Origin of the sequence: Streptomyces sp. AN091965 (assembly GCF_022698285.1) — a bacterium.
GTDB lineage: Bacteria > Actinomycetota > Actinomycetes > Streptomycetales > Streptomycetaceae > Streptomyces.
Map to the genome: position 1 here is coordinate 2,498,677 of NZ_JALDMY010000001.1, position 13,329 is coordinate 2,512,005.

The 13,329-nt window shown below is 71.8% G+C and carries 9 protein-coding genes; 1 reads left to right on the plus strand and 8 read right to left on the minus strand.

Translation table 11 applies throughout. The features are described from left to right. Positions 1-56 precede the first annotated feature (56 nt). Positions 57-2,864, plus strand: a complete 2,808-nt coding sequence (locus MQV74_RS10175) for a M4 family metallopeptidase (RefSeq protein ID WP_242716043.1) — start codon at positions 57-59, stop codon at positions 2,862-2,864. Positions 2,865-2,936: 72 nt separating this feature from the next. Here MQV74_RS10175 and MQV74_RS10180 read toward each other — a convergent pair whose 3' ends face one another. The 8 genes from MQV74_RS10180 to MQV74_RS10215 all read right to left on the minus strand — a co-directional run bounded on the left by MQV74_RS10180 (position 2,937) and on the right by MQV74_RS10215 (position 13,326). Then, positions 2,937-4,610, minus strand: coding sequence for a dipeptide ABC transporter ATP-binding protein (locus tag MQV74_RS10180; protein ID WP_242716045.1), 1,674 nt, complete (start codon positions 4,608-4,610; stop codon positions 2,937-2,939). Next, a complete protein-coding gene (locus MQV74_RS10185; RefSeq protein ID WP_242716047.1) occupies positions 4,607-5,599 on the minus strand; it encodes an ABC transporter permease in 993 nt (330 codons plus the stop codon). The genes MQV74_RS10180 and MQV74_RS10185 overlap by 4 nt, the downstream gene beginning before the upstream one ends. Before the next feature lie 3 nt (positions 5,600-5,602). Beyond that, a complete protein-coding gene (locus MQV74_RS10190; RefSeq protein WP_242716049.1) occupies positions 5,603-7,378 on the minus strand; it encodes an ABC transporter substrate-binding protein in 1,776 nt (591 codons plus the stop codon). 56 nt (positions 7,379-7,434) lie between these two features. After that, entirely contained in the window at positions 7,435-8,391 is a 957-nt protein-coding gene (locus MQV74_RS10195; protein WP_242716051.1) for an ABC transporter permease, read from the minus strand. Between the two features lie 428 nt (positions 8,392-8,819). After that, a complete protein-coding gene (locus MQV74_RS10200; protein ID WP_242716053.1) occupies positions 8,820-9,905 on the minus strand; it encodes a S1 family peptidase in 1,086 nt (361 codons plus the stop codon). Between the two features lie 288 nt (positions 9,906-10,193). Then, the gene (locus MQV74_RS10205) at positions 10,194-11,123 is read right to left on the minus strand and encodes a slipin family protein (protein WP_278194116.1); all 930 of its coding nucleotides are present in this window, start codon (positions 11,121-11,123) and stop codon (positions 10,194-10,196) included. A 130-nt stretch (positions 11,124-11,253) separates the two neighbouring features. Continuing rightward, positions 11,254-12,153, minus strand: a complete 900-nt coding sequence (locus tag MQV74_RS10210; protein ID WP_242716055.1) for a S1 family peptidase — start codon at positions 12,151-12,153, stop codon at positions 11,254-11,256. 369 nt (positions 12,154-12,522) lie between these two features. Further along, a complete protein-coding gene (locus MQV74_RS10215; protein WP_242716057.1) occupies positions 12,523-13,326 on the minus strand; it encodes a DUF1684 domain-containing protein in 804 nt (267 codons plus the stop codon). Positions 13,327-13,329 lie beyond the last annotated feature (3 nt).

Sequence of the window (13,329 nt, forward strand, 5' to 3'; positions counted from 1 at the left end):
GCACGTACATGACGTGCGCTCTGTTGACGTGCGCCTTTCGGCGTGTGGAGGGGAACATGAGCAAGTCACGCAGACGGGCCCGCATATCCGGCGGCGCCGCGCTCCTCGGCGCGGCGGCGCTGCTCGCGTCCGGCGTTCCGGCGGCGCAGGCCGCCGACGAGACGCCCCAGGGACCGGCCACCGAGGTCGTCCCGGGCACCGGCACCAAGACCCCGGCCCTGGTGGACGGGATCGAGGAGGCCGCCAAGGACTCGGGCAGCCCGGCCGCCGCGGCCCGCGGCCACCTCGCGGCCAAGAAGGACCGGTACGAGATCGCCGACCCGGCACGGAACCTGACGGCCGAACAGACGCTGAAGCAGGGCGACGACGAAACGGTCCGCTTCCAGCAGAAGCACCGCGGTCTGCCGGTCCTCGGCGGCCAGTACCTGGTGCGCATGGAGAAGAAGGACGGCGACCGGGTCGTCACCGGCACCTCCGGCAAGTACTTCACAGGCCTGACCGTGGGGACCAGGGCCCACGTCGCCGAGAAGACGGCCGTCGAGCGGGCCGTGGCGGCGACGGGCGCGGGCGACGGCCGCTCGGGGAGCCTGACCAAGCTCTCCCCGCGGCCGGACAGGACGCGGGCCGGGGCCAAGGCGAAGGCCAGGACCGAGGGCGGCAGGAAGCCGGAGCTCACCGGCGCCTCCCACGGGCTCGTCGTCCTGCCCCGGGGCAAGGGCGTCCTGACGTACCACGTCACCGTCACCGGCACCGACCCCGTGAGCGGCGCGCCGGTCAAGCAGGAGGTGTACGTCGACGCCGCCTCCGGCTTCCCGGTGCTCCAGTACTCGGGCATCCAGTCCATAGCCGACGACGCCGACTTCCCCGGCACGACGGGCAGCGGCGTCAAGCTGGACGGCAAGAAGGTCGACCTCGACCTCACCCACGACGCGGCGTCGGACGCGTACCAGCTGCGTGACCACCGCCGCCAGTGGGACGGCAGCAAGAACGCGCTGACCACCTGGGACGCGCGCGGCGTCGACGCCAACGACGCGTCCGGCAGGTGGCCGAGCGGCATCGGCGAAGTCGCCTCCAAGACCAAGGAGTTCGGCAAGGACGCCACCGAGTCGGGGGCCGTGGACGCGCACTGGGCGGCCGGGCAGGTCTACGACTACTACAAGAAGAAGCACGGCCGCGACAGCCTCGACGGCAAGGGCATGGCCATCAACTCCCTGGTGGGCGTGACCGACGGCGGGTTCCCGTTCGTCAACGCCTTCTGGGACGGCCAGAAGATGGTGTACGGCGGCGGCGACGAGGAGACCAAGACCCTCTCCGCCGACCTGGACGTGGTGGGCCACGAGATGACGCACGGCGTCGTCGAGCACACCGCGGGCCTCGTCTACGTCGGCCAGTCCGGCGCCCTGAACGAGGCGGTCGCCGACTACTTCGGCAACGCCATCGACGTGACCGCGTCCAAGACCCCGATGAGCGACCCGAAGGCCGCCCTCATCGGTGAGGACCTGTGCCGCACCAAGGCGCCCGAGGACTGCGCGTTCCGCAACCTGAACGACGGGCGGACCACCGCCAAGGACTTCCTCGGCGTCACCATCGGCACCGACAGCGGCGGCGTGCACCTCAACTCGACGATCTTCTCGGGCGCCCTGTGGGACATCCGCGAGGACCTCGGCGGCACCCTGGCCGACCGGATCGTCTACAAGGCCCTCGCCGAGTACCTGACGCCGCTCGACGGCTACACCGACGCCCGCAACGCGGTGGTCGCCGCGGCCAAGGCGCTCGGCGTCAAGGGCGCGAAGCTGCGGTCCGTGAACCGGGCCTTCGACGCGCACGGCATCACCAAGGGCTGGGAGAAGGCCATCGGCGCCGACTCCGACAAGCTCCTCGGCGACGTGAACGCCACCCGCCTCGGCGGCGGCCTGCCGAACACCGGCGCGGGCGCGGGCGGCGGCTGGTGGGCCACGTCGAAGTCCGACGACGAGGGCCAGGAGGCCTTCTCCGTCTGGGCGGGCCGCACCGACGGCAAGGGCACGAAGAAGCTGATCAGCCCCAACGACGGCCGCTACCACGTCTACCCGGACACCGACGGCAGGACCGTGGCGTGGGTGGCGTACGGCCCCACCAGCGTCGAGGTCCTGTCCCGGCCGCTGACCGGCGGCCCGGTCAAGAAGCTGTGGTCGGCGGGCACCACCGTCGCCAACGTGCACGTCTCGGGCCAGACCGTGACCTGGCAGGAGTCCAGCCCGCACGGCCAGCAGCGGGTCGCGTACCTGCGCAAGGGCGAGCGCGAGCCGGTGTTCGTGGACGGCGGCCGCTACGACGTGGCCACCGCCCTGCCCACCCTCAGCGGCGACAAGCTCGGCTACGCGAAGGTGTACGTCGACAAGGACGGCCACCAGCAGGTCTCCACCGAGATCACGGACGTGCGGACCGGCAAGCACACCCTGGTCCCGGCCAAGGGCGCCTACCTCGGCATCGCGACCCCCGCGATCAACGGCACGTACCTGTACTGGCTGGTCGACGACATCGCCGACGACAACCGCATGGGCCTGCGCCGCGCCAACCTGGACGGCACCGGCCTGACCGACGTCATCCCCGAGAGTTCGGCCACCGCGTACTTCTGGAACGTGGACGCCTCGGACTCCGCGGTGACCCTCACCCAGTGGCGCCCGCAGCGCGGCTGGAGCAACGGCAACCTCACCAAGCTCGTCCAGACCGACCTGGACGGCAAGGGCCTGAAGCGGGTCTCCTGCAACCGCGGTGAGCAGACCGGCCACGCGGCCGACACCGGCAAGCGCGTGGTGTGGATCGACGGCACCACGGGCCGCACGGACCTGGTGACCCGGGCCCGCCCGGCGGGCACCTGCTGATCCCGGTACGCGAAACGGCGGTGCCCCGCTCCCCTCGTGAGGGGAGCGGGGCACCGCCTTTGGACGGCCCGGTCAGACCACGGCGGCGAGCAGCTCGCGGGTGTACGCGGCGCCCGGCGCGTCGAAGACCTCGTCACGGGTGCCGGTCTCGACGACCTCCCCGTGCCGCATGACCGCGACCCGGTCGCAGAAGTGCCGGACGACGGCCAGGTCGTGCGAGACGAACAGGAGCGAGAGGCCCAGTTCGTCGCGCAGGTCCATCAGCAGGTTCAGGACCTGCGCCTGCACGGACACGTCGAGCGCGGAGACGGGCTCGTCCGCGATGATCAGCCGGGGGCGCAGCGCGAGCGCGCGGGCGATGCCGATGCGCTGGCGCTGGCCGCCGGAGAACTCGTGCGGGTAGCGGTCCAGGTGGCCGGCGGACAGGCCGACCTGTTCGAGGAGTTCCGCGGCGCGCTCGCGGCGCTCGGCCGCGCCGGCCCGGGTGTGCACCCGCAGGGGCGTGGTGACGATCTCCTGCGCGGTGCGCCGCGGGTTCAGCGAGGCGTACGGATCCTGGAAGACGAGCTGCACCTCGCGGCTGAGCTCGCGGCGCAGCGCGGCGGACCCGGCGGCACCGGAGATGTCGCGGCCCTGGAAGCGGACCTCGCCCGAGGTGGGCCGCTGGAGTCCGGCGAGCACCCGGGCCGTGGTGGACTTGCCCGATCCGGACTCGCCGACCAGGCCGAGGGTCTCGCCCTCGCGCACCTGGAGGCTGATGCCGCGCACCGCGCGGGCGGGCTCGCGGCGCCGCCCGAGCAGGGTGCGGCCGCCGCCGAACTCCACACGCAGGTCCACGACTTCGGCGAGGGGCCGCTCGGGGGGCGCCACCAGCGCCCGGGCCGCCGTGCGCGGCTTGGGATCCGGCTCGTCGACCGTCGGAAGGCGGGTGCCGGGGACGGTGGTGAGCGTGGGGGCCGCGCCGGTCAGGGCCCGGGTGTAGGGGTGTTCGGGGGCGGTGAGCACGCGCTCGGTCGGCCCCAGTTCCAGTTGCTGGCTGTGGCGCATGACGAGGACGCGGTCGGTGGCGTGCGCGACGACGCCCACGTCGTGGGTGACCAGGACGACGGCGGTGCCGTGCTCGTGCCGCAGCTCGTCGAGCAGGTCGAGGACCTGGCGCTGGACCCGGGCGTCGAGCGCCGTCGTGGGCTCGTCCGCGATCAGTACGTCGGGGCTGTTGATCAGCGCCATCGCGATCATCACGCGCTGGCGCATGCCGCCGGAGAACTGGTGCGGGTAGTCCCGGGAGCGGGCGGCGGCGATGCCCACCCGCTCCAGCATGTCGACGGCACGGTCCCCGGCCTCCGCGCGCGCCGCGCCCCGGTGGTGGATCCGGTAGGCCTCGGCGAGCTGGGCGCCCACCGAGTGGAAGGGGGACAGGGCGGCGAGCGCGTCCTGGAACACCATCGCCACCTTCGAGCCGCGCAGCGCGCGCAGCTCGGCGTCGGACGCGCCGACGACCTCCGTGCCGCCGGCCTCGATGCTGCCGGTGACCCGGGTCCGCGCCGGGTCGTGCAGACCCATCGCGGCCAGGCCCACGGTGGACTTGCCCGAGCCGGACTCCCCCACCAGGCCGAGCACCTCGCCGCGCGCCAGGTCGAAGGTGACGCCCTCGGCGGCGGTGACGGCGCCGCGCGGCCCGGTGAACGTCACGCTCAGATCGCGTACGCGCAGCGCGGGAGCGGTCGTCGGAGCAGGAGCGGTCATGCGAGCCTCACCCTCGGATCGAGCCACGCGACCACGAGGTCGGCGACGGCGACGAACACCACGACGAAGAACGCGGCGAGCAGCACGGTGCCCACGACGGTCGGCAGGTCGTTCTGGACGACCGCGTCCACGGCGAGCTTGCCGACGCCGCTGAGCCCGAAGACGGTCTCGGTGATGAACGCGCCGCCGAGCAGCGCGCCCACCTCCAGGCCGAGGAGCTGCACCAGGGGTGCCGCGGCCCCGCGCGCGGTGTACTTGAGATGGGCGCGCAGCGGGCTGAGGCCCTTGCCGCGCGCGGTGCGCACGTACCCCTCGTGCATGACCTCCAGCATCTGGGCGCGGGAGAGCCGGGCGAAGACGGCCGCGTTGACGAAGCCGAGCACGAGCCAGGGCAGCAGCAGGCCCGCGAGCCAGGCGCCGGGGTCCTCGCCGGGCGAGGTGTAGCCGGGCAGCGCGAACCAGCCGGTCTGGTAGACGAGCAGGTACTGGAGCGCGTAGCCGAGGAAATAGATCTGCACGCTGGCGCCGACCAGGGTGAAGGCGGACAGGAGCCGGTCGGAGAGCCGGCCCCGGCGCAGCGCGGACACGAAGCCCGCGCCGACGCCGGCCACGAGGATGACGGCGAGCGCGCCCGCCGCCAGCGAGAGCGTGACCGGGAAGCGGCTGGTGATGGCCGCGCGGACGGGCTCGTGCAGGGCGTAGGAGTAGCCGAGGCAGGGGGCGTCGCAGGCGATCGGGGTGCCGTCGACGTCCGCGATGGTGCGGCCCGCGAACAGGCCGCGCACGTAGTCGGCGTACTGCGCGAGGACCGGCTGGTCCAGGCCCATGGACTCGCGCACCGCCGCGACCTGGGAGGCGTCGCACTTGGGGCCGCAGGCGATGACGGCGGGGTCGGACGGCGCCGCGTAGAACAGCGCGAAGGCGGTCGCGGAGATCGCGAGGAGCACCACGACCGCCGTCAGCGCCCGTCGGAGGACGTAGGCGAGCATGGGTCAGGACTTCTTCAGGTACAGCCAGGCGGGGCTGATGGTGCCGTAGATCGGGTGGATGAAGGCGCCGCCGACGTTGGCGCCGCGGACCTGCTGGACGCGCTGGTGCAGGAACGGCACGACCGGCACGTCCTTCATGATCGTGTTCTTCTCCAGGGCGATGAGCGCCTTGGCCTTCTCCGTCGCGTCGGTGATCTTCGCGATGCGGTCGAGCTCCTTGTCGACGGCCGGGTTCTTGTACCGCGGGTCGTTGTCGAGGGAGTCACGACGGCTGTCGAAGCGGTAGGGCACGCCGGTGGCCGGGGTCGGCCAGTCCACGGAGGAGCCGGACATCCACAGGTCGTACTTCGGGTCGGCGCCGCGCAGCACCTCGTTGGTGTACGCGGGCAGCGGCAGCGGCTTGGTGACCAGCTCGATGCCCGCCTTGGCGAAGGCGTCGACGAGGACCTGCGCCATGCGGTCGTTGACGGCGTTCGACTCGTAGGCGTACGAGAGGCGCTTGACCTTCTTCTTGGCCTTGGCCAGGTGCTGCTTGGCCTTCTCGATGTCGCCCGTGGGCTTGACGGGGTAGGTGTCGTAGCTCTCCCAGCCGACGATGGCGGGCGAGGAGTAGGTGGTGGCGATGTCGCCGACGCGCGGGCCGCCGAGCGCCTGGCGGGCCTGCTGGCGCGGGAAGAGGTAGTGGACGGCCTTGCGGACCTCGGGGTCGGCGACGCGGTCGTTGCGGACGACCAGGTGGTAGGTGAACGCGCCGCGCCGGCCGTCGACGATCAGGTCCTTCTTCTTCGGGTCGCGCTCGGCCTCGCCGATGAGCTCGGGCGGGAACTCGTTCTTGGTGGTGACGGTGTCGGCGCCGTCGCCGCGCCCGTTGAGGATCTCCTGGGCGGTGTTGAGCTCCTTCTTCTCGAAGGTGAACTCGAACTTGTCGGCGTACTGGTGGCGGATCGGGTCGGTCTCCGCCTTCCAGTGCGGGTTCTTCTCCAGGGTCAGCGACTGGTTCTGCCGGTGGGAGACGATCCGGTAGGGGCCGGTCGCGAACGGCTTGAGGTCGTAGCGCGTGCCGGTGTCCTTGTCGGGGCGCACCGGCGAGGAGGAGGACTGGGCGGCCATGAACGGCACGTCGGACTGCGGCTCATGGAAGCGGAAGACGATCGTCTTGGCGTCGGGCGTCTCGATGCGGTCGAAGTCGCCGTCCTTCTTGGGACCGCCGTAGACCTTGCGGGCCCGGGCGAGGTCGGACTTGCCGGTGAGCCACTGCGGCCAGTAGGGCGGGCCGACCTCGAAGCCGGGCGCGAAGGTGCGCTCGATGCCGTACTTGACGTGCTTCGAGGTGATCGGCTTGCCGTCCTCCCAGGCGACGCCGTCCTTGAGCGTGTACGTCCAGGTGCGGCCGCCGTCGGAGGCCTTGCCGATGTCGGTGGCGAGGTCGCCGACGAGCTTGGGCTTGCCGTCGATCACCTGGTACTGGGTGAGCTGGCGGCCCCACAGGAGCGAGGTGTTGTACGCCTCGCCCGCGTAGATCTTCTGCGGGTCGAGGTGGGAGTAGTCGCGCAGGTTGGCGACGCGGATGGTGCCGCCCTCGCGCGCGCCCTCGACCGCGGGCGCCGGGCCCGTGCTGTCCTTGGCGCTGCCCACCCCGGCGACCAGGTCGGCCTCCTCGCGGGGCGCGGCCGCGTCGCTCTTGGACCCCGCCCCGGCCGAGCAGGAGCACAGCACGAGCATGGCGGAAGCGGCGGCGACGACGGGGACGGCCACGGTGCGCGACGTGATCCTGGGCATGGTGAACTCCATTGCGGATGGTGCGGGTGGGGGTGGCGCGCGCGGCGCGCCGGGTCTCAGCGGGCGGTACGGGGGTCGAGTGCGTCCCGTACGGAGTCGCCGAGCAGATTGAAGGCTAGGACGAAGAGCAGGATCGTCACGCCGGGAAAGATCATGTAGGTCGGGTCGTCGTAGAAGACCTCGGAGCCGCGGGCGATCATGCGGCCCCAGTCGGGGATGGGCTCGCTGATGCCCACGCCGAGGAAGGACAGGGCGGCCTCCGCGGTGACGATGCCCGGCAGGGCGACCGTGATGTGCACGAGGACGGGCGCCCACACGTTCGGCAGGAGCTCGCGCAGCACGATGTGGCGGCGCGAGGCGCCCACGGCTCGTGCGGCCTCGATGAACTCGCGCTCGCGCAGGGAGCGCACGGTCGTCCTGAGGACCATCGCCAGGGGCACCCAGCCGAAGGCGGCGAAGACGAGCACCAGGACGGTGAACTGCATCCAGGCGGGCTCGTTCTCGCCCGGGTCGACGAAGCGGGTCTGCACGATGGGGCTCAGCGCGAGGAAGAGCAGCAGCGTCGGGAAGGCGAGCAGCACGTTGCAGACGAAGGTGAAGACCCGGTCGGCGAGGCCGCTCAGATAGCCGACGGTCACGCCGAGGACGACCCCGAGGACCGCGATGACGGCGATGGCGGCGCCGGCGACGAGCAGCGAGGTGCGGATGCCGTACAGGAGCTGGGTGAACACGTCCCGGCCGAGGCCCGGTTCGAGGCCGAACCAGAACTCGCCGGACATGCCGCCGTTGGGCAGCACCGGCAGGCCCTCCGGGCTGAGGAGGCCCGCCTCGTTCTGGCCGTAGTGCTCGGTGGGGTTCTTGCCGTAGAGCGCGGCGACGAGCGGCGCGGCGAGCGCGAGCAGCACGAAGAAGGCCACCACGCCGAGCGCGGCGAGGCCGACGCGGTCCCTGCGGAAGGCGCCGACGGCTGCCGCGAGCGGGCCGCGGGGCTCGGTTCGTGGCGCGTCGGCCATGCTGTCCAACTCCTGATGACGTGCGGACGCGGAGGTGCCCCGCGTCGGGGTGCGCATCATTAGAGCCAGCAATGCGGCGCCCTTGCAAATCCTCCACAGAAGACATTTCAGAAATGCTGCGGAGTTTTACAGGGGCGCAACATTCCAGGCCCCCAAACAGGGTCAAAACAGGCATCTTGCCCACATTGAGATCCGCATCACATAACCGCAGCATGGAAGGCTTGCGCGCCATAGCACCTTGCTTCACAAGGTCATCAGTGCGCCACACCTTGAGTTATGCCAGAAGTCTACGCGCGTCACCCCTTGGGAATTCAGGGGAAGGGGAATTATTCAACCCCACTGCTTAAACCCGCCCGGCGCACTCCCGGAAATGCGGAAAGGCCCCGGAAACCGAAAGGTTTCCGGGGCCTCAAGCACCAAACCAGGCGTCAGCCGATTTTCGCGCCAAAGGCTTCGAGGGCCTCCGGCACCGGCTGGAAGAACGTCTCGCCGCCGGCGGAGCAGTCACCGCTGCCGCCGGAGGTCAGACCGAGCGCGGTGTCGCCCGCGAAGAGGGCGCCGCCGCTGTCGCCGGGCTCGGCGCAGACGTCGGTCTGGATGAGGCCGTTGACGACGTCGCCGTTGCCGTAGTTCACGGTGGCGTCCAGGCCCGTGACCTTGCCGTCGTGGACCTGCGTGGTGGAGCCGCTGCGCCGCACCTGCTGGCCGACGGTCGCCGCGCCCGCCTTCGTGATCTTCTGCGTGCCGCCGTCGTAGAGGTTGACCTCGCTCGGGTGGGCGGTGTCGCCGCTGTACTTGACGATGCCGTAGTCGTTGTCGGGGAAGCTGGAGCCCACGTTCTCGCCGATGGCCGGGCCGCCCTGCTTCTCGGACCAGCTGGAGACGGCCTCCGTGCAGTGGCCCGCCGTCAGGAAGTGCGGGGCGCCGTCCTTGACCACGTTGAAGCCGAGGGAGCAGCGGCTGCTGCCGCCGAAGATCGCGTCACCGCCCGCGATGAGGGGCTTGAACTCCCCCTTGGAGCGCTGGAGTTCGGCCTTGCCGCCGAGCTGCTTCACGACCGCGTCCAGCTTCTGGAGCGCGGCGCCGCGCACGGTGCGGTCCGCGGTCACCACGACCTTGTTGGTAGCCGGGTCGGTGGCCCAGGACGTGCCGGGGATCGACGCCTTGTCGCTGAGCGTGGTGCGGGCGCTCTTCAGCGCGGCCAGGGAGTTCTCGACGACTCTGGCCTTGGCGCCCGCCGACTCGGCGGTCTTCACGGCGTCCTCGTCCAGGACGTTCACGACGAGCTGCTTGGCCCCGGCGTCGTAGTACGTGCCCGCGGCGTCGGCGCCCAGCTCCTTGTCGAGCGACGAGGCGAGCTTTCCGGCCTGTGCCACCGACAGCGTGTCCGGTGTGGGGGTGGGCGTGTCGTCGCTCGCGTTCGCAGTCTGGAAGGTGACTGCCGCGCCGATCAGGGCGACGGCGCCCGCGCCTGCCACGGCGACGCGCCGCCTGGGTATGCGTCGGTGCTTCAACTGATGTCCTCCTGTGGGGGGTCCGCCCGCTCCGGTGTGGGGACCTCGGCGGCCGGAAAGCGTGAGCGCATGGCGGCACGGCCCTGGTGAAGCCGCGTCCATGCCAATAGGACGCGGCCCACTATTCCCAGCCTCACAGGCAGCACACAAGGTCGACTTCAGGACGCCCGCCCGGCAACGCGCCTGCTCCCGCGGCCCGTTGACCCAGCGTGGTCACGCCTAGTCGTCCCCTCGCCGGTCCCCGGTGCAAACACCGGGTGCGAGCGGGCGATGGGCAGCGGGTGAGGACTAGTCCTGTCCGGTTTCCGTCGTCGGGGTAGCGCCGGGCGGCACGGCGGGACCAGTGGTTGAAGATTCCACTCCGCTTTCCGGCGGGGCGGGCGCGGAGGCGGCGGGCGCGGGGGCGGCGGCGGGCGGCGGGCCCGACGGCCCGGTCCCCGTCTGCGCCCGTTCCAGGAAGCGCAGGAGTTCGACGGGGAAGGGCAGGACGAGGGTGGAGTTCTTCTCGGCGGCGACGGCGACGACGGTCTGGAGCAGGCGCAGTTGGAGGGCGGCGGGCTGCTCGGACATCTCCTTGGCGGCTTCGGCGAGCTTCTTGGAGGCCTGGAGTTCGGCGTCGGCGTTGATGACGCGGGCGCGGCGTTCGCGGTCGGCCTCGGCCTGGCGGGCCATGGAGCGTTTCATGGTCTCGGGCAGGGAGACGTCCTTGATCTCGACGCGGTCGATCTGCACGCCCCAGCCGATGGCGGGGCTGTCGATCATCAGCTCCAGGCCCTGGTTGAGCTTCTCGCGGTTGGAGAGCAGGTCGTCCAGGTCGCTCTTGCCGATGATGGACCGCAGCGACGTCTGAGCCGTCTGGGAGACGGCGAAGCGGTAGTCCTCGACCTGGACGATGGCGTTGGCGGCGTCGACGACCTTGAAGTACACGACCGCGTCGACGCGCACGGTGACGTTGTCCCGCGTGATGCCCTCCTGCGCGGGCACCGGCATCGTCACGATCTGGAGGTTGACCTTGCGCATCCGGTCCACGATCGGCACGACCGTCGTGAAACCGGGACCGCGCACTCCCTGTTGCAGCCGCCCGAGCCGGAACACGACACCGCGCTCGTACTGCTTGACGACACGCGCCGCGGACAGCAGGTACAGCAGTCCGGCGGACGCGACGGCCGCTCCGGCCGCCACCAGTTCCTCGACCACGACGGCCCCCGGGGGTCTCATGGGGCGAATAGGGCATGCAGTACGAAGGTAACGCGCCGCCCATCCCAGGGCGAGCCCCGCGGCACGGCAAGGGCGAGCCCCCGCCCGGGAGTTGGGCGGGGGCTCGTCGGGAACGGCTCGGAGCGCGGCGTCAGAACACGCTGACGTTGTACGCGCGCAGCGCCTCGGTGACCGGCTGGAAGAAGGTCGTACCGCCGGAGGAGCAGTTGCCGCTGCCGCCGGAGGTCAGGCCCAGCGCGGTGGAGCCCGCGTACAGGGGGCCGCCGCTGTCGCCCGGCTCGGCGCACACGGTGGTCTTGATCAGGCCGCTGACGACGTCACCGCCGCCGTAGTTCACGGTCTGGTTGAGGGCGGTGACGCGGCCGCTGTGCGTGCCGGTGGTCGAGCCGCGCCGCGTCACGCTCTGGCCGACCGTCGGGTCGGCGGCGCGGGTGATGTCCTGGCTGCCGACCGTGCCGGACTTGGTCACCGAGTTGTTGGTGTACTTGACGATGCCGTAGTCGTTGCCGGGGAAGCTGGAGCCCGATGTGGTGCCGAGCACCGTCGTCTTGGCGGAGTTGGCCCACCACGTGCCCGCGCCGTCGGTGCAGTGCCCGGCGGTGAGGAAGTAGTAGGTGCTGCCGTTGCGCACGTTGAAGCCGAGCGAGCAGCGCCAGCTGTCGGCGTAGGTCGCGTCGCCGCCGGAGATGTACTTCTGGAAGGTGCCCGGCGTGCGCTCGATCCTGAGGGCGCCCGCCGTGTCGCCCGCCGCCCTCTTCACCCGGGCGATCTCGGCCGCGGACACCGTGCTGTCGGCGGTCACGACGACCTGTCCGGTCTTCGCGTCGATGCCCCAGGCGGTGCCCGCCACGTCCGCTTCGAGGACGGCGTCACTGGCGGCCGTGAGGTCGGACGCGCTGTACGTACGCGCCTCGTCGGCGCTGGCGGCGGGCACGGCGAGCGCCGCCGCGGCCACCAGACCGGTCGCGAGGGCGGCTGTGCGGAGGTGTCTCGTCGTGGTGCCGCGGGGGGTGGTGCGCTTGATCCTCACTGCTGGTTCCTCCCGAGGGAAGTCAGGGGGCCCGTGGGGGCCGGGCCCGTGAGGCGCAGCCATCGGACACGACGGATTCCGGCTACGCCGTGCCCCTGACAAGCGCTGCACGGGAGTATTCGGCGGGGTGACGCACCGCACAAGGTGTTGTTTCCAGCCGCTACGGCCGGATGCCGGCGCAACGCCTCCGCAGGCCCGCGTTGCGGGAGCGCCCGAAGGGGCGCGGGGCTGTGTCTCTCAGCCCCTCCGCCGCGCGGGCGCGACCAGCCACGACGAATCGGCAGACGACCCGGCCCACAGCGGCAGAACCAGCGAGGCTTCCAACGGCCCCGGTGACGCGCCACCGGCATACGTCACCGGGGCCGCAGGTCAGCGAAGGGACACGTTCCGCTCCCCCGCGGCGATCTCGGCGGGCAGGGTGTTGCCGGGCGGCGGGAACGGGCAGATGAAGTGGTCGGCGAACGCGCACGGCGGCAGCAGCGCGCGGTTGAAGTCGACCGTGACGCGGCCGTCGGCGCCGGGCGCGGCCGGCCGCAGGAAGCGGAAGCGGTAGCTGGAGCCGCCGCTGGTGGCGTCCGCGAAGACGGCCCACAGCGAGCCGTCGGCCTCGACGCTCACCTGGAGCGTGTGGTCCTGCCCGGCGAGGCAGAAGGCGAGTTCGCCGCCGAGCCCGAGCCCGCGCTCCACGCCGTCCGCGTTGGACACCCGCACGGTGCGGTCCTCGCCGTACGGGGTGAAGCGGCCCGCCACCGCGAACCGGGGGTCGTGGGCGGTGGCCTCGATGCCGGTGAAGGCGCGCCGCGCCGGGGCGCCGGGGTCGAAGTCGCGCACCGCCCACAGGCCTTCGCGGCGCAGCACGACGAGGCGCCGCTCACCGAGCCCGAGGCGCGCGGCCGTGACCGGGCCGGGGTCCGCGGTGAGCCGGGCGGTGCCGGGGAAGGGCTTCCCGTCGAGGGTGAGGCCGTCCTCGGGGCCCGCGGTCAGGACGACCTCGTCGCCGTCCTCGGCCCAGCGGCCCGGGAGGCCGGGCAGGGCGCCGTCCGGGTGGTCGGCGAGCCAGTGGGTACCGGTGAGGGACAGCGGGCCGTAGGGCGCGGACACCGTCTCGACGCGCTGGGCGTGCCACTGCTTCCAGTCGCGGAGCGCGTCCTCGGTGGAGCGTGTCGTACTCATGGT

Coding starts and splice junctions, on each gene's coding strand:
- MQV74_RS10175 (WP_242716043.1), top strand. CDS start 57: ATGAGCAAGTCACGCAGACGGGCCCGCATATCCGGCGGCGCCGCGCTC.
- MQV74_RS10180 (WP_242716045.1), bottom strand. CDS start 4,610: ATGACCGCTCCTGCTCCGACGACCGCTCCCGCGCTGCGCGTACGCGAT.
- MQV74_RS10205 (WP_278194116.1), bottom strand. CDS start 11,123: ATGAGACCCCCGGGGGCCGTCGTGGTCGAGGAACTGGTGGCGGCCGGA.
- MQV74_RS10190 (WP_242716049.1), bottom strand. CDS start 7,378: ATGCCCAGGATCACGTCGCGCACCGTGGCCGTCCCCGTCGTCGCCGCC.
- MQV74_RS10185 (WP_242716047.1), bottom strand. CDS start 5,599: ATGCTCGCCTACGTCCTCCGACGGGCGCTGACGGCGGTCGTGGTGCTC.
- MQV74_RS10195 (WP_242716051.1), bottom strand. CDS start 8,391: ATGGCCGACGCGCCACGAACCGAGCCCCGCGGCCCGCTCGCGGCAGCC.
- MQV74_RS10215 (WP_242716057.1), bottom strand. CDS start 13,326: ATGAGTACGACACGCTCCACCGAGGACGCGCTCCGCGACTGGAAGCAG.